The organism is Micromonospora chaiyaphumensis (assembly GCF_900091435.1).
Taxonomy (GTDB): Bacteria; Actinomycetota; Actinomycetes; order Mycobacteriales; family Micromonosporaceae; genus Micromonospora; species Micromonospora chaiyaphumensis.
Map to the genome: position 1 here is coordinate 61,642 of NZ_FMCS01000015.1, position 16,056 is coordinate 77,697.

17 protein-coding genes are annotated in these 16,056 nt (G+C 66.0%); 8 read left to right on the forward strand and 9 right to left on the reverse strand.

Annotated features, from left to right (window positions below; genetic code table 11):
* Positions 1–432: 432 nt before the first annotated feature.
* On the reverse strand, positions 433–1,275 hold the full coding sequence (locus GA0070214_RS29625; protein WP_091269822.1) for a DUF4253 domain-containing protein: 843 nt from the start codon (positions 1,273–1,275) through the stop codon (positions 433–435).
* Between the two features lie 95 nt (positions 1,276–1,370).
* On the opposite strand from GA0070214_RS29625, the gene GA0070214_RS29630 reads away from it, so the two are divergent.
* Together GA0070214_RS29630 and GA0070214_RS29635 are read left to right on the forward strand one after the other, a co-directional pair.
* On the forward strand, positions 1,371–2,033 hold the full coding sequence (locus GA0070214_RS29630; protein ID WP_167364359.1) for a suppressor of fused domain protein: 663 nt from the start codon (positions 1,371–1,373) through the stop codon (positions 2,031–2,033).
* A gap of 137 nt (positions 2,034–2,170) precedes the next feature.
* A complete protein-coding gene (locus tag GA0070214_RS29635; RefSeq protein WP_139141938.1) occupies positions 2,171–2,590 on the forward strand; it encodes a hypothetical protein in 420 nt (139 codons plus the stop codon).
* Between the two features lie 521 nt (positions 2,591–3,111).
* On the opposite strand, the gene GA0070214_RS29640 is transcribed toward GA0070214_RS29635, so the two are convergent.
* From GA0070214_RS29640 to GA0070214_RS31625, 5 genes are all read right to left on the reverse strand, one after another.
* The gene (locus GA0070214_RS29640; RefSeq protein WP_091269825.1) at positions 3,112–4,332 is read right to left on the reverse strand and encodes a tyrosine-type recombinase/integrase; all 1,221 of its coding nucleotides are present in this window, start codon (positions 4,330–4,332) and stop codon (positions 3,112–3,114) included.
* Positions 4,332–4,529 (reverse strand): excisionase family DNA-binding protein, encoded by a 198-nt coding sequence (locus GA0070214_RS29645; RefSeq protein ID WP_091269826.1) that lies wholly within the window; start codon positions 4,527–4,529, stop codon positions 4,332–4,334. The genes GA0070214_RS29640 and GA0070214_RS29645 overlap by 1 nt, the downstream gene beginning before the upstream one ends.
* Positions 4,526–6,097, reverse strand: a complete 1,572-nt coding sequence (locus tag GA0070214_RS29650; protein WP_091269827.1) for a replication initiator — start codon at positions 6,095–6,097, stop codon at positions 4,526–4,528. Before GA0070214_RS29650 ends, GA0070214_RS29645 begins: the two co-directional genes overlap by 4 nt.
* A 542-nt stretch (positions 6,098–6,639) precedes the next feature.
* A complete protein-coding gene (locus GA0070214_RS29655; protein ID WP_091269828.1) occupies positions 6,640–6,957 on the reverse strand; it encodes a hypothetical protein in 318 nt (105 codons plus the stop codon).
* Positions 6,958–7,521: 564 nt separating this feature from the next.
* Positions 7,522–8,727, reverse strand: a complete 1,206-nt coding sequence (locus GA0070214_RS31625) for a PIN-like domain-containing protein (protein ID WP_139141939.1) — start codon at positions 8,725–8,727, stop codon at positions 7,522–7,524.
* A 656-nt stretch (positions 8,728–9,383) separates the two neighbouring features.
* Here GA0070214_RS31625 and GA0070214_RS29660 point away from each other — a divergent pair.
* Both GA0070214_RS29660 and GA0070214_RS29665 read left to right on the forward strand, forming a co-directional pair.
* Entirely contained in the window at positions 9,384–10,424 is a 1,041-nt protein-coding gene (locus GA0070214_RS29660) for a serine/threonine-protein kinase (RefSeq protein WP_139141940.1), read from the forward strand.
* A 453-nt stretch (positions 10,425–10,877) separates the two neighbouring features.
* Positions 10,878–11,177: a GNAT family N-acetyltransferase gene (locus tag GA0070214_RS29665; protein WP_208602955.1), complete on the forward strand. Its 300-nt coding sequence runs from the start codon at positions 10,878–10,880 to the stop codon at positions 11,175–11,177.
* Between the two features lie 173 nt (positions 11,178–11,350).
* On the opposite strand, the gene GA0070214_RS29670 is transcribed toward GA0070214_RS29665, so the two are convergent.
* A complete protein-coding gene (locus tag GA0070214_RS29670; RefSeq protein WP_091269831.1) occupies positions 11,351–11,575 on the reverse strand; it encodes a winged helix-turn-helix domain-containing protein in 225 nt (74 codons plus the stop codon).
* Positions 11,576–12,056: 481 nt separating this feature from the next.
* Here GA0070214_RS29670 and GA0070214_RS29680 point away from each other — a divergent pair, with 481 nt between their 5' ends.
* Together GA0070214_RS29680 and GA0070214_RS32035 are read left to right on the forward strand one after the other, a co-directional pair.
* Positions 12,057–12,275 (forward strand): flavin reductase, encoded by a 219-nt coding sequence (locus GA0070214_RS29680; RefSeq protein WP_091269832.1) that lies wholly within the window; start codon positions 12,057–12,059, stop codon positions 12,273–12,275.
* Positions 12,272–12,445 (forward strand): hypothetical protein, encoded by a 174-nt coding sequence (locus tag GA0070214_RS32035; RefSeq protein ID WP_167364360.1) that lies wholly within the window; start codon positions 12,272–12,274, stop codon positions 12,443–12,445. Before GA0070214_RS29680 ends, GA0070214_RS32035 begins: the two co-directional genes overlap by 4 nt.
* 275 nt (positions 12,446–12,720) lie before the next feature.
* Here the strand turns inward: GA0070214_RS32035 and GA0070214_RS29685 are convergent, their stop codons facing one another.
* On the reverse strand, positions 12,721–13,188 hold the full coding sequence (locus GA0070214_RS29685; RefSeq protein WP_091269833.1) for a MarR family winged helix-turn-helix transcriptional regulator: 468 nt from the start codon (positions 13,186–13,188) through the stop codon (positions 12,721–12,723).
* Between the two features lie 188 nt (positions 13,189–13,376).
* Positions 13,377–14,558, reverse strand: coding sequence for a low temperature requirement protein A (locus GA0070214_RS29690; protein ID WP_091269834.1), 1,182 nt, complete (start codon positions 14,556–14,558; stop codon positions 13,377–13,379).
* Positions 14,559–14,795: 237 nt separating this feature from the next.
* Here GA0070214_RS29690 and GA0070214_RS29695 point away from each other — a divergent pair, with 237 nt between their 5' ends.
* A complete protein-coding gene (locus GA0070214_RS29695) occupies positions 14,796–15,314 on the forward strand; it encodes a GNAT family N-acetyltransferase (RefSeq protein WP_091269868.1) in 519 nt (172 codons plus the stop codon).
* A 341-nt stretch (positions 15,315–15,655) separates the two neighbouring features.
* A complete protein-coding gene (locus GA0070214_RS31630; RefSeq protein ID WP_139141941.1) occupies positions 15,656–16,000 on the forward strand; it encodes a hypothetical protein in 345 nt (114 codons plus the stop codon).
* Positions 16,001–16,056: the final 56 nt, after the last annotated feature.

The window sequence follows — 16,056 nt, forward strand, 5'->3', positions numbered from 1 at the left end:
GGCGAAGTGGTCACCGCGCCCGAAGTGCTCACCGACATCGGACACTAGCAAGGGCTTGACCTGCGGTGATGGCCTCGAGCGGTGCGGCGTGACATCCCAGAGAACACCGAAGTGGTCAGGGTTGGCTGCTCCCCGCGTGGCTGGTGCCGGCGTTCGTCTTGCCGTCCGTTGACGCCGGTCAAGAGTTCCTTGCCGCTTCGACGGGCGGCTCTGGGCGCCGTCGTGGTGGCGCCGGTATGGCTCCCGGAGGTTGAGACTCGAATCTCACCAGCAACCCTCTGAGCAGGGCTTCCTGCTCGGTGACCTCTTCGGCGTGCCCGAAAGCGTCAGAACCGTGGCTCCGCTTCACAGGCCGACGACGTCCGCCTCATGTCGATGTGCGGACGTCGGCGTGTGCATTCCCCTTCTGCCCGGCAGCGGCAGCATGGCGGCTCAGTCCCACCAGAACGACCACCAGGCTCGGTTCGTGATGCTTTCGGCGTAACGGATGAGGTTGTCCGTGCTGGACTGCCACACGTTGTCGGGGCAGAACGCAAAGTGTTCCGCAGCGACGCGCAGCGCGTGGTCCGCATCGGTGGGCGGAGCGGCGACGCTGAGGTAGAGCTCGGCTGGTCCAAGGCCGACGACTCTGGCACCGAAACGTTCTTCCCAGCTGCGCAGCACCGTGCTGAACTGCGCTGTGTCGTTTTCGTAGTTCAACGGCCCACCCCACCCCAGATCGGCCGGGGCGTCCGCACCGCGGGCACTGGCACTCAGCCCGAGACGTGGTGCGGTCAGCCACGAGTCGGCCACCAGATGTTCCGCGAACTCGGCAGCTCGAACAGCGGGGTCTTCCTGCAGCGTTCCGGCAGGCGCAAGCCCGGGCCACCGATTGCCAAACGGCGCCGTGACGGCCAGCCGCTCCGGCGCGCTGAGCATGTCGTCATCCTCATCCACCGTCGTGTAGACAGACCACCACCCAGCCAGCAGCACGGCGGCGTCATGATCGCCCGGCCTGGACTTAACGAGACCTGGGTCGATTTCACCGGTCGTCCATGGGCTGCCAGGCTCGTACGAACTCTCTCCCAGCAGCAGCGGCCACAGACCCGTCCGGCCGTGGCATGCCTGAAGCGATCCCCACAAACCCGCGTCCGGACGGGTGTCGCTGATCCACAGAATCGGCTCCTTGAGAACCCCGACCTCGGTCTCGTGCACGGCTCGCCCTGGCGGAAGGTCAAGGCTGAGGGAGCCGCCGCCCGAGTCGTGTTGAAGGCGCGTCAGCGGACTGCGTGTCATGGGGCGCAGGGTACAGACCGGCCAAGACAATCAGAGTCACTCGCCTCGCACTATCCGCTTCTGCCGCGACCAGCGCGCTGAGGTGTGGGAGATCCTTGGCGGCCAACGCATGGTGGCAGGGCGTGAGTTTTCGTCGTGGCTCGATCGGAGATGATCATCGAGTGGCTGGGCTGATTGAACACTTGGAGTCGTTCCTCGGGCTCATCGCGGGTGGTAGCCGAGGCGACGATACGACGCCGGAGGGTGTTCAGGTGGCGTGGTTTGGCCCCGACGTCCCGTTCGGCGGGGTCACGACCCTGGTGACCGTCGGACTGTCGCGGCGTCATCTCAACCTGCCGAGTAACGGGGCCCTGCACCAAGAGTTGGTCATGCACGTTCCCACCGATGACTACCCGGCTCGGGCGGCTGGGCTGTTGTTCCACGTGGCCGGTGAGATGGTGCGCCGGAGGGATGCCTTGTCGAACGGCCAGGTGATTGGTCCGGGCGGCCCTCTCTTCCCGGGCAGCCAGACCACAGCCATCGTGGCGACCACGCCGAGATATTTGCCGGAGTCCTTTGCCGTATGTCACACCGAACCCGCGCCGGTGGTCTTTGCGTGGTTGGTTCCGATCACTACGGGTGAAGCTGAGGTGATCCAGAAGTTCGGGTGGGGGACGCTGGAGCAGGCGTTCGCGGCTCAGGATCCTGACCTGGCTGACCCCGGTCGGGCAGAAATGGCGCTGGATCAGTTGGGCTCGCAGGCCTCAGCCGGCGGGTGATCGGGTATCCGGATCTGCCGCGAACCGCGCGTTCGTTCTCGCCGCTCGGTGGGCGGTAGCCGAAGAGCGGACACGGCGCCCCCGACCCTGGATGACCCAAGGAAGCTCCCTAGGCAGGCTCGCTGTATAACCGGACCGTGGTTGAACTGGCCGGTTATACAGCTATGGCCCAGCGGGAGAGCCTGGCGGGACGCGTACGTGATGAACTGGCCTTAGCCGGCCTGCCGATCGTGGCCGCCGACATGAGTCCGCATCTACGACAGTCCGGCGCGGAGGTGAGGGTCGACAAACTTGCGGACTGCCATGCCCCGGTACGCGTCGAGTGGCGCACCGACCGCACGCTACAAGAGATGTTCCAGCGAGTAGCCATGGCCGAACAGGTGGATGCACCCGTCTTCCGCCACTACCAGATGGTTGTCGAGACCATGCTCCAGACCATGACGGAGATCCTGACCGCGGCCGGCTTCACCGTCCGTGGCAGCACCAATGACTTCGCACCATTGACCCTCGAAATCCTCGACGGCCCGCGCGGCGCTTCTTCATGGTCTTCGCGCTAGCGGATCACGCTCGGCGCCAGCGTGGGCGCGACCCGATCCCAAGGTCAGGTGTACTGATTTGCCGCTGATAAGGCGCGGCATTCCTGAGCACGTCCGGTTGACGGCCGGGCCGTGGGAGCGGGGCGGGAGCGACTGAGCCTAACGGTCGCTGGCCGGGCGTCGGCGTTAGCCAGTGCCGCCCGGGCAAGCGGCCACGATCTCTAACGAACGACGTGCAGGACGGTCCGGCTCAGCTTGGCCGGCAGCAGCCGCGTGAGCCCTGGATCGGGGAGCAGGTTGGGAGCAACAGGGTGCACTGAACGGCCCTCAACCGCACCGAACGGCACCGGACGGCACGCAACTGCACCCACCCCTGCCTGCGGCTTCGCGTTTTTGCAGGTCAGAGTGGGTGCGGCGTCCTGCTTCACACCGAAGAGGTCACTGGTTCGATCCCAGTATCGCCCACGCAGGTCAAAGGCCATTCCCGGTCATCGGGGATGGCCTTTTTGCTGCCCGTACAGCAGCTAAGTACAGCAGTTCCGTCAGTGGCCGAGTGAGTCACCGAGGCGTTTGAGTGCGTCTCTGGTGGCCTTGGTCGATACCTGGGTGTAGATCTCCATCGTTACCGAGAAGCGGGCGTGCCGGAGCACCTGCATGGCGACTCTGGGGTGGACGTCGAGGTCGGCCAGGAGGGTGGCGCAGGTCCTTCTTGCGTCGTGGACGGTGATCGGCTTGACGTTGGCCTTGTCGCACCGTGTCTGCCAGGAGCGTTGGAAGTTGCGCGGCTCGATGGGCGTGCCGTAGCGGGTGGTGAAGACGAGTCCCGTTTCGTGCCACGCCTTGCCTGCCGCTGCTTCAGCCTCCTCGCGTTGTTGCTGTCTGAGCTTGATGGCGGCCAGGCAGATGTCGGGCAAGGGGAGGGTGGCGTCGGACGCTTGGGTCTTGGTGTCGCGGTGCAGAAGTTGCCCACGGACTCGTTGAAGTTGGCGGCCGATGGTCAGCTCTCCGGCGTCGAGGTCGACGTCCTCCCAAGTGAGGCCGAGGGCTTCGCCCTTGCGTAGTCCGGTGACGAGGACCAGGGCGTGGGCGGCGTAGAGCGGGTCCTCGTCGGCGCGGGCGGATTCGAGGAACTTTCGGGCCTCGTCGCTCGACCAGGACTTGCCCCGGCGGCGGCGGACGGTGGCGAGGGTGACCGGCACGGCCGGGTTCTTGGTGATGAGGTCTTCGGCTTGGGCGTGGGTGAGGGCGGCTCGCAGCGCGGCCCGGATGTCGCTGACCGTGCGCGTCGACGGGACGGCCTGGCAGCAGCGACCGACCGCGCAGCAGCGCCGCTTGTGCTTTGGCCGGGCGGCATCCTTGCCCTGGCCGCAGCACTGGCAGGTGCGGGCGACTTGGTTGATCCAGGTCTGCACGTCACGTGACTGGAGCCGGTCGAGCCGCTTGCCCCCGAGGCCAGGGGCGATGTAGCGGCGGACGAACGTCTCGTAGGTGGCGTAGGTCAACGGCGCCCGGTTCGGCTGGATGATCTCGGCCAGCCACCACGTGAGGAAGCTGCCCACCGTCGGGACGCTCGTCGCCACCGGCCCCTGCTTCGCCTGCTGGTGCAGCTTGATCCACTTGTCGTGGACGGCCTCGCGGGTCTTGCCGTAGACGTACTTGCGCGTGCGTTTGCCGTCGGGCTTGGTGACCCAGACGTAGGCGGCGAAGCCGTTGCGGTAGGGGAAGATCGAGCCTTCGCCGTTGGCTCGTGTTCGTGCGGGCATCAGGCTGCCTCCTGGCGTTCGACCTGCTGGCGGATGTAGTCGTCGACCCATTCGGGGAGGATGCGGCGGTACTTGCCGTCCTTGATGGAGCGCAGCTCGCCGGTGGCGATCTTCATCTTGACCTTGGAGATGCCGAAGCCGAGGAGCACGGCGACCTCAGCCGGCGAGTACCAGCGAGGAGTGAGGTCATTGCTCATGCGGCGGCTCCGAGGAGCCAGGCTTCGTGGGCGAGCTCTTCTCGGCCGATGCGTCTGCTTTCGCGTCGCTGTCGGGCGGCGGTGTTGGCGAGCAGCGCGTCTCCCTCGGAGAGCCAGCCGGAGCCGATGTAGGTGAGGGTGCCGACGGTGATCGCGTCTGTCGGTTGGTCGTCTTCTTCGCGGCGGTAGGTGGCGCGGGTGTCGCGGAGCAGGGCGAAGGTGACGGAGTAGCGGCGGGCTTTGGTGAGGAAGTGGCCGCCGAAGCCGAGCATGTGCGCCCAGCGGCGCAGGCCGCCGTAGATGTTGGGTTTGGTGTCAAGGCTGTCTTGACGGTCGCCATGGGTTGCGGCGCCGCTGCTGGTGTCGGCGGGGGTGGGACGGCCCAGGTGCCAGCAGGCGTCGATGAGGCGGGCGGTGTGGTCGCCTTCGGGGTCGGCGTAGTCGTCGATCGTGGCCGGGGTTAGCCGAGTGGAGCAGTGGCCGGTGGCTTCGGTGGCCTTGGTGGCGTACTTGGCGAGGTAGGCGGCGACCTTGTCATCGGTCAGCTCCCCGTCGGTGCTGTTGATTCGTCGGACGTCGACCTGCGCGCCCCAGGCGATCAGCCAGCCATCCGGCTGGTCAGGGTGCGGAGGTGTGGTGACGGTGATCCGAGAGGCGGCGTAGTGGACGGCGGCGTCCACGTCGTCGACGGTGATGCCGGTCGGTGGCGGCACGAGGGCGTCCGGGTCGTCGGGGTCGACGCCGTCGAGGCGCAGCAGGACGTGGAAGTGCACGGCGGCGCGGCGTTGCATCTCGGCGACCTTGCCATGGGACACCCGCACGGGCGGCACCCAGCGGACCTTGCCGGAGTCGGTGACGATGCCGACCTTGGGGATGCCGCGTTGACGGCACGTTGCGGCGAGGTGGCGATCGATGGCCTGCTTGGTGCGCCGCCACAGCTCGCCGGAGAAGTAGTTCCAGACGACCTGGTGGTCGTGGTCGTAGCAGTCCAGGCACAAGGGCTGTCCGAGCCGCGGATCGTCGGCGTCGTGGCGGGCGAAGCACGCCGCGGGCTGCCCGTGCGGGCAGGCGCCGGCGTTGCTGCGGGCGCGGCAGGGCGCGGGTCGGCAGTCGCAGCGCTGCCGGTTGCGGCAGGTGTGGCGGGGGACGTGCCGGTGGTGGACCGGGCCGAAGGATGGTGCGGTGAAGGTGGCGAAGACGACCGGGTGTCTGCCGACCGAGGCGGGGATGCCCTTGCCGCCGGTCAGGCCGCGGCAGACGACTTGGTAGGCGTCGCCCTGGTAGACCCAGGCGCAGTCCGGACACACCGATTCGCGGCGGTTGCCGCACGCCTTGTACAGCGTCCGGTCGGGCAGCTCGTCGGTGTGCAACCGGCGGGTGATGCGGCCGGTGTTCCGGTCGACGGCGGTGATGGTGCCGGTGAGGCGGATCGGGCGGGAGCAGCCGCCGGCGGGGCGGGTGTGCTCCAGCCAGCCGGAGAACTCCGGCGAGGCTGCGCGGTGCAGGACCTGGGCGTCCCGGCCGACGGCGAGACCGGGGCGGTAGATGGTGAGCGGGGTGGTGGACACGACTGTCTCCTCTTCAGGGGGTGGCAGGGACGGGAGACGAAGCACCACCAGCCGTGGACGTGGGTCCGCTGGTGGTGTTCGTCGTGTCTCCTGGCACCGCCGAGAGGGCGGCTGACGCCGGAGGGCGGAATCGTGGTCGTGCCACTTCCCGCCGATGGGTCATGTCCTTTCACGCTCGTGGACTCGTTGATCAAGGGCCGGCACGGGTGGGGAGCCTGGGATATCGGCATCCGGCGGGTTGCCGCAGGCTGGCCCCACCCGTGGAGAGGTGCGAATCCGAGGCCATCGTGGACGGCAGGCAAAGGCCGTGCTGGGCCGCTCAGCGGATTCGGGAGGACCGGCACAGCGGCCGGTGCGATCGAGAGCCGGCGGGACGTGGCCCGCATCAGCGGCAGGAAGGCCGCTCGGCATCTCCGACGTCGAGTCCAGCGATCCGGCAGGAAGGCCGCGCTGGTGTGCTCGACGAAGGTCAGAGTAGCACCGGGTACCGACACGTCAACGTGCCGTGAAACTGCTGTCGAGCCAATCAGGTTCGGCGTTGCCTACAGAGCGATGCGGTTGACGATCGATTCCTGGACCGGACCGGTGTACTCGGTGAGACTGAAGCGGCGATGCCCATCCGTGGGATGAACGGTGACGGCGACAACGCTCTCGTCTTCGAATCGCAGCGTGAAGACGGGGTCGAGTTCGCACAGGAATGCCAAAGTCTCTCGGTCCTCGTCGCTCTCGCTGACCAGGCGACCGTCGGCCTCCCAGCCGCCGGTGACGGCGGCAATCACGATGGCCACCTCGACGCTGCCGAGCAGGGTGGAGGAGTTCGCCCACCAGTCCAGCCAGCACTGGCCCTCGAAGCGGTCCATGCCGTCATCTTTGCAGGGCGAGGCCCCCGCCGGCCGCCGCGAGTGGGAGAACTTTCCTTACATCGATCAAGGCGGCCCTTGACGGGCCGCACGCGCCGCCGCCTGGGCGCGCGCCGGCCGCTGCCGCTGGCGCTCTGCGCCCGTCACGCCTGACGCCCGGCGGCTGGCGCGAAGAGCGGGGAGCCCGGTGGGCCGCCGCAGAACGACAGGCCGTTGACCGGTGGTGTGGTGGCCGGCAGCCGGCCGGGCCGCGCGGCCACGAGCCCGCGCGGCGTAGGGAAGCGCACGCCGGCCGCGTCGGCGAACTGGCGGCGGCCGTGCGGTTGCGGCTAGTGCGCCTCCGGCGGGGGCGCTCCGGCTCCAGGATGCCCAGGGCTCCGCCGGCGGGTCGCGGTCCGTGGGTGGGCGCAGTAGACCATCCCGCCCGCCATCGACCCGGGCAAGCCGAGCAGACCACCGCCCGACCCGCCAGCGTCCGAACCTGCGTCAAGGTCCGCTTGACGTGGCGGGCCGGGCGGCGGCCCGCTCCCCAGAGGGGCGGGTCGACGGCGCACGGGATGGCAACTATCCCTCGCCTAGCTTGTGGCGGAAATTTAAACGCGACATCTGGGTAAGCCTCGACTCAGACTCGGCAACCTGGGCAGTTAGCCGGGAGCGGTGATCTATGAGAGACGCCTGAAGATCTCTTGCTGTCCGTATCGACCTCTGAAGGTGGTTCGCCGCTTCCATTAGTTGTTCGCGCTCCACTTCAGAGGATCCAGATGAGGCCGCAATGGCCGCCCTCAGTTCCATATACTCATCGTGGCTATCAACGACCCGGCCCTCGATTACTGCCAACTCCCGCTCAACGACGGCGAGCTGGGCTCTAAGGTTGGATAGATCCCCGGAGGCCTTAATGACCGCGTTCACAAAATCCGACTCCGGTAGTTCTTCAACCTGACGGATAGTGTCGGCGCTAACGTCTGCGTCAAGAAAGGCCGAGGCATGTCGCAAGAAAGTCTCAGTTCGCATCAGGACGAGACGGGCGCCAGCGACCCTGAACGCCTCTTCCGCCAACTCAGGACGGGCGCACAAGGACTTTCCCTGCACCCGTAGATACCAGTCCTCTTTCACGTCACCCGTTACAAATATGAGTCGCTTCGCCCCTCTCGCTGCCACCTCGTTAAGGGTCTGCCTCCAAACAAAGTAATCGCCAAACTTCGGTGCATCCTTGTAGCCGGGTGGTATTTTCTCCTTATTCCTACGCTCGGCCTCAGCTAGAGCTGCCGACTCTTCTTCTGCGTCAAAAGGAGCGCCAACCCTGCCAGAAAGGATTGTCTGTAGTTGGTCAAGTATCTCATCATCCGCTAGTGGGTCGTCCAAGCCGTGGCGCGTTCGCATCTCATCAAGGGCTTGGGTGAGAGGGAGAAAGATTTCAGAGGCGGCGCCCAATAGTCGAGAGCGCTCACTCTCGGGCAGGGCGATACGGTTTGATAGCTGCCTGATTTTGTCGGTCAATTCCTTAACCACATCAGACTCGTGAGAGGCTATGGAATCCATTGCGACTCGATAAGCCGCGCGGTTGTCTGAGATGACTTCGAGTCTGTTCCGATGGAACTCAAGCCCGACTTGATGGGGCACGAATATCCTGTCGCCTATCTTTTGAAAGGCCTCGAGGAGTTCACTCCTGGCAATGGGGGCGAAGCGGTAAAGATTCAGCAGAACATTCGTGTCGAAAACTACGACGCCTGACTTTATCGCGGCTTCCAACTCCGGGCGGGTCGGGGCCAAGAAGTGGGTGTACTGTGCACTAAAGGTCACGGTCGTCCAAATCCAAGATGTGTGCTGTCAGTAGCATCTTTCTCGAGATCGATACTCTACGACCCTCTGGGTTGCGTTGGAAGTGCCAGCATCCCTCGCTGACCGGATAGGGGCACGGGCGGCTGTCCTCTGGCGATGGCGGGCCGTCGTGTCGGGTTGGTGACCGACACCGGGTGGCGCTCCCGTGGCCGCGGGCGGCCACGCGAGTAGCCAAGGCAATGCTTCCCCGCCAGGCCGGCCCGGGTACTGCCGGACCCGCTGAGCAGCGCCAGGCGACGCTGGCGGGGCGTCGACCGCTCCTGGCAGTGTGGGGCACACACGGGGCACAAGACACCGTCAAACGCCGTCAAACAGTGAGCGACTACGGGAGCCCGAAACGCCCTATGGGCAGGTGTCCCGCAGTGTTTCCGCTGGTCGGGCGACCGGGTCCCTTAGTTCCGCTTCGACTCACCGCCCCTATCGCTTGGCGCCTATAAGCGCGGACTAGGTCAAGTGCCCACGGGTTCCGTGCCAGGCTTGCCTGGTAAGACCTACATAGACGGTCTGCTGTGAAATAGTCGGTTTGGCCGCTTTGACCCTGCTCGCATGGGCTCGCCGCGTAACCTGTCTCGGCGTAATCTGTCTCCGTGGCAATTGAGACGATCAACGACAGATTTGATGTCGTCAACCGCCTAGGTGCTGGTGGCATGGGTGAGGTTTGGCGGGCTCACGACCGACTATTGGGCCGTGATGTTGCAATGAAATTTATTGGCGAGCGGGAGCTGCGGGAGACTCCTGGCGCAGAAGCTATTCTTCGAGACGAAGCCAGGGCTGGAGGGAGCCTCCTCGGGCATCCGCAGATCGTGAGTGTTCTCGATCTTCTTGAGGTGGACACCGCCTTGCATCAGGGGCCCGCGCTAGTAATGGAGTACGTGGAGGGCTGCAACCTTGCCGAATGGATTGTTCGCTATGTCCCGAAGCTTGACGAGTATACGCGTCAAGTGCTCGGACTTTTTATATCCTTAGAGATCATTCAGGCGATACAGGCCGCTCATCGGCGTGACATTCTGCATAGGGATATCAAGCCGCTAAACATCCTACTGTCCACGGACGGACGAGTTAAAGTAGCCGATTTCGGGTTAGCGCGAGTGGTGGAAGCCATTACACGGACGCACACGGTCAAAGCTCGGCAGACTCCGCTGTATGCTGCGCCGGAGCAATGGCGAGAAGAGAAGCTGGACAAGAGTACGGACGTTTACCAACTTGCCGCTACCCTTTACCACCTCATTGCAGGGCGTCCCGCGAATGAAGGGCAGGGGCTTTGGGGCCTGTACCGCTGGCATGAAATTGGCAAGGTTGTCCCCTTGAAGGAGCGCGAGCCGACCCTTGTTCCCGAAGTTGCCGACGTCATCACGAACGGGCTCAAGGAGAAGGGGGAGGATCGTCCCTCCCTTTGGTCGATGTTTGACCCAATCTCAACTGCATTGATGAAGCCATGTCGACTTGAGATCGATGCGACGGGCTGCACGGATGAGCAAGTGGCTGAGATTGTAAAGGTCACCGACTTCGAAGAAGAGATGCTGCGTGAGCCGGGTAAGCGATTTCCATTTCCAAATCCGTTGGAGGCGGCGCAGGAAGCTATAGCCGCGGTATTGTTGGGCGGTAAGAGTGCGATCTCCCCGCCGTGACTTCATAGGTGGTGGTCGACAGCAACGGTGCGGAGTAGGGCGAACGTCACCGCTGGCGAAACAGTACGGACGGTCCCGGAGGCCGCAGGCCTGCGCATGTCGCGGAGGTGCACAGGGCTTGTAGGCGAGCAGGCCAATTGAGTCACAGGATCCGGAATATGCGCGGAATGATCAGCGCATCGACAGGGACTGTTCGGATAGGTCCTGGTGGGGCGGGAGGTAGCGCAGAAGGCGCTACCTCCTTCCTAAACCGTGTGCGCCGACGTGTGTATGCGGGATGCCTGGCGCAGCAGGCTTGGCCCAGACTGTCGGGGTGGACGTTGAGCTGAGGCCGGTGCGTCGGGATGATGCGGCTCGCCTGGCGGTGCTGCTGACTCAACTTGGCTACCCAGCCGAGGAGCCGGAGGTGGCGACTCGGCTTACCTACTGGCTCGATACCCGGTAAGCGTTCTCATCGGTGCAGACGTCCGTGGGGAACTGGCCGGAGTCGTGGTCCTGCACGTAAGCCCGCTTCTCAAAGTCACGGGCAAGTGGGCTCGGCTCGTCGCCTTGGTCGTAGACGAGACGTACCGCGGCAAGGGCATTGGACGGAGGCTCGTTGAGGCTGCCGAGGGTCAAGCGGAGGAGCTTGGCTGCCTTCGCAGGGAGGTCACAAGCAGTCGTAAGCGAGACGACGCCCATCGTCTCTATCGCCGGCAGGGCTACGAGGACGCCTGCGAGCGATCGGCACGCTTCGTGAAGCTCCTTCGGTAGATCTCCATCCTGCGGCTGTCGACAGCAACAGTGACAACAACCGACCCAGACGAGGACGGCCGCCGGCTACCGGGCGCGGACAGACGCCCGAGGTCGCGGACGCTAACGGACGCTGCCAGCCGAAGCGCCCAGAACTTACAAGCGAGGGGTCGAGACTCCGAGATGTCGCTGGCTTACCGGGGGAGCGGGTTGGCGACGTAGACGCCCTTGCCCTGCCGGCCGTCGATCAGCCCTTCGGCCTTGAGCAGCAGCATGGCGGCGCGGATGACGGTGTTGCTGACCTTGTAGTGCTCGCAGAGAGCGGCGAACGAGGGCAGCTTGTCGCCCGGCTTCAATTGGCCGGAGCTGACCTGCTCGCGGATATCCCTGGCGACCTGTAGGTATGCAGCTTCTGACATAGGTGGTGCTCCCAGCTTGGCGGCTGGTGCAAGCAGACCACATCGCGGGCTCGACTTACAACGCTATGTGTCGCAGCTGTTGACCCTGCGCACATTGCGTCCTAAGTTGCTCGTGGGGCTACCCAGCTTGGCGGCCGGGTTGTCCTGCCGTGGGTGCCCTGTCTCCGGACACGGCTGACCGGGTGCCCACGGAACCCAAGCGTCGGCGGGGAGGCGTGATGACCAGACCGAACGATGCAACCGTTCCGAACGCAGATGCCGCGCGAGATAACGGCCACCACCAGCGGCTGGACAACAGCCGGCGTGTCTCCTACGACGAGTACCTCGTGGCGGCGGCCTTGACTTTCGCCCGGCGGCATCGGCCCGTCTGGTCATGGCAGCAGTGGCGGCGCATCTGCCGCTGCGGAGATGACCTTCCCTGTCGAAGCAGTCACCCAATCCCGATCAACCGCGGCCACTGGCCCAGCCAGGACGGCCGGCGATGACGACACACCTCCCGATCAGACCGGCCTGGACGTGCGGCGGCTGTGCAGGGGAGTGGCCCTGCCAGACCCGGCGGCGGGAGCTGCGAGCCGAGTACGACCGCGCCCCGGTCTCGCTGGCCCTCTACCTTGCCGCTCAGCTCGTCGACGCCGCCCAGGACCTAGCCCACGTCCCCGCCGGCCATTTGCACTACCGCTTCCTCGGCTGGACCCGATGAGCATCCTGCGACCCGGCGACGAGAAGTTCCACTACAGCGACGGCTCCCACAGATGGATCCCGCCGGCCCCCGATTACGACCAGGAAGTCTGGGACGAGCAGGTCCGCCAGCACAAGGAGGGCCACCTGAGGAACGAGCGTCCGAAGGTCCGCATCCGACGCCTCGTCTGATGCCAGCAGTACAGCAGCGAAGGGCAGCAACGGTGCCAGCCGAACCCGGCCGAGTAGAGCGTCAGCAGGCCGTTTGACCTCGTACCCAGCCCGATCCGACCCGCTCGCCGAGAGTTCACACCGAAGAGGTCACTGGTTCGATCCCAGTATCGCCCACGCAGGTCAAAGGCCACTTCCCTGATTCGGGGGTGGCCTTTTTGCTTGCGTACACCAAGCTCCGCCGGCGAGTCGGCCGGCGGAGCTTGATCCCATAGGAGCCCGGGATGGCGATGGTGCTAGGGCAGGCTCCTCCCGGTGTTCTCGATCATCCGCCGTAGTACCTTCAGCGCGGTGACGTAGTCGGCGTCGTCGATGCCCTCATGGATGCGCGCCCGGATGGCCGGGGCGTGGGTCTTCAAGTCGACGCGCGCCTGCTCGCCTGCGTCGGTGATCCACAGTCGGCCTTCGCTCTCACGGCTGAGCCAACCACGATCCAGCAATACCTGCGCCTCGGCGTGCAGGTCGTCCTCGGGCCTGATGTAGGTGGCCATGGCTTCCTGCAGTTCAGGGACGGTCATGCCGTGCCCGTCAGGGGAGATGTCGTTCTTCGACAGATTGCGCAGCAACCAGAACTGGGGCTGGGTGAAGCCGAGTTCGGCCTGCTGGGCGCGGGTGAAGGCGATGAGGGTCTCGTAGGCCAAGCCGGTCCAGTAGGCCGCCGGCTGGCCTGCCAGTTCGGCGTCCGTTATCTCATCGATCGTCATGGTGCCGTCCCTAGTCGAGTGATCATTAGTGACCCGAGCGTAAGACCTCAAGTTCGGTTGAGGTCAATCGGCCCGAGGGCGTGGTGGGCGACTAGGCGGGTGACGACGGTTACGAGCGGCGGTGGACGTCACGGATCCCGGTGGAAGGTCGCCGCCGCGAGATGCCCATGGCGATGCAGGTCAGGGGCCTAGCCGGGTGGTGAGGGCGGCTCGGGCTGGCGTCCGCGGGCGCGGGCTGCGTCGGATATGGCGATCCCGGTCAGGACGAGGGCGGCAGCGGCGGCGACCAGGACTGGCGGCAGGAGGAGCATCGCCGGTGTCAGGGCGGCGAGCGCCAGGACGCCTATCGGCCGGGATCGGGACACGCGGCCGAATACGGCGTGCTCGAAGCGGGCGCGCCCGGCCAGGTACAGCGCGGGTCCGCCGAGGATGACGGCGATCCAGGCCGGTGGGGTGTGTCCAAGTGGATGGGCGATGACCAGCTCGTCGCCGACGGCGGCAACGACCACGCCGGCCACCATCACCAGGTGGGCGTATGACGCCGATCGGGCGAGGCGGACCGGGTCGGCGGACGCGGCAATCGCTCCCGCCAGGACTTCCCCGGCGCGGTAGATGTAGATCCGCCACAGCAGCACGGTGGTCGCGACCGACACTCCGAACGCGGCGGCCGCGTCCGGTGCGAAGTCGCTGTTGGCCAGCGCCAGTCCGGTAACCAGGATCAGTTCGCCGAGCGCGATGATGAAGAACTGCCGGTAGCGCTCGGAGAGATGCTCGCCCGAGATCACAAGGTCTTGGCCGGGCGTACGGCCCGCCCCCGGGGTGGGGAAGCCGATTCTGCCTGCCGTGTGGTCAAGGATCACCGCGAGTGCCCACAACGCGCCCCGCGCCGTACCGTGCACGAGCGCCCCCGCGATCCACGGCAGCGCCGACAGGCCGTACCAGAACAGCCCGCGCACGGCGTTGCGCTGCAGTTCGTGGCCGCGCAGAGCGGCCATGAGGACGAGCCCGCGGCTGAGCTGGACCGCGACGTAGGCGCCCGCGAAGATCAGGCCCGTGTCGCCGAATGCCTCGGGCACCGCGGCCGCCATCACGAGGCTGCCGACCATGGTCGCGATGACCAGCCCCTGGATCACCGGTCGTTGCGGGTCCGTCCGGTCGGTCAGCCATGCGGTGCTGGACCAGACCCACCAGATGGCACCCAACAGCACCAGCGACCGGAAGGCGCCGCTCCATCCAAGATCATCGGCCAGGCCGCGCGAGAGCTGAGCGAGCGCGAGGACGAACACCAGGTCGAAGAAGAGTTCCAGGAACGTGGCCCGCTGTGGATCCCCGGGTCTTCGCAGCAGTTCTGCCGTCCTGCCCGTCGTCATCGGTTCGCCCGTCCTGCCAGCTTTGCCCAGTTTGGAGCATTCTGTCATGCGCATCAGTGGTGGCGACTGCGGACGTGCTGTCGTGGGCCTGGAACCGAGCGGCCAGGGGTTACCCCGGACGGGCGACAGCCGGCTGAAACGCCCGCGCGGGGGTGCGTCAGCGCCGGTCGGGGCGGCGCCGCCGCCTCGGTCCAGCCTGGCGAGGAGGGGGACATGGCCGCCTGGAACGATGGACGGGTGAAGATCACGCGACTCGTCACCCCGGAGGACGCACCGGCCCTGGCCGAGTTGCTCCGCGTCAACCGTGAGTTTCTCGCACCGTGGGAGCCGGTCCGGAGCGAGGACTACTTCACGACGGACGGCCAGCACGCCGTCCTCGAGGCCGATCTCCGGCAGCACGAGCAGGCATCGAAGCTGCCCCACGTCATCCTCGACGACTCCGGTCGCGTGATCGGCCGCATCACGCTCAACGGCATCGTTCGCGGCCCGTTCCAGTCCTGCGCCATGGGCTACTGGGTGGGCGCCGGCCACAATGGCCGAGGGTTCGCGACGAAGGCGGTACGCGAGATGGTGCGGGTGGCCTTCGAGGAGTTGGGGCTGCACCGGGTGCAGGCGGAGACCCTGTTGCACAACGTCAGATCCCAGCGGGTGCTGGAACGCAACGGATTCGTGCGGTACGGCATGGCGCCGGAGTATCTCCACATCGCCGGCCGGTGGCAGGATCACGTCATGTACCAGGTGGTGAGGTCGTCCTGATCGGCATGTCGGACGATCAAGTGACGGTCACGCTCAGTCGAGACCAGGCCGTGGTGCTCTCGCACCGGCTGGACACGGTCATCGGCACCAGGTCGTTCGACAGCATCGTCGACGAAGACCCGCTGTCTGGTCCGCGCTCTACCGCATCAGCGGAACCCTCGACAAGATCTCCCTGAGTCACTAACCGGGGGCGGTCACGGGGTGGGCTTGGCACGAAGATCCATAATGCGGTCGACCAGCGCAGCCGGCATCTGCCGCGGCCTGCCTCGTCCTCATCGCCACACTCATGTGACGGACATAACCTCGACCAGCCAACCCTGATCCCACAGCGGGAGCTCGCCATGGATCGTGCAGAGTTCCGCTCCGCCATCCGGCGAGGGACCACCCTCGTCGCTGACCACCCCGCAGCCGAACCGGGCTGGCGCGCCTGGGTGGCCGTGTCGAACCTGACCGCCAGGCACAACGAACCTCCCGGATGGCGGAACGTCGGCTTCACGGTGGTCTGGCACGTACGTGAGTGGGACCCCCACCACCTCGAGAACGACTGGTGCTGGGCTGAGGACGACGGCATGCACACACTGCAACGAACCACATCAACCGGCGAAGGACAGCTCTGGCTCCATGCCGAACGCTTCGGCGGAGTCGCCGCATTCACCTACCCCTGGCGAGCCGGCTATCCCGGCTGACCGCACCTCGCCGCTGGCCGGCGACACGGGACACCAAGGCATGATCACTGGGTGTG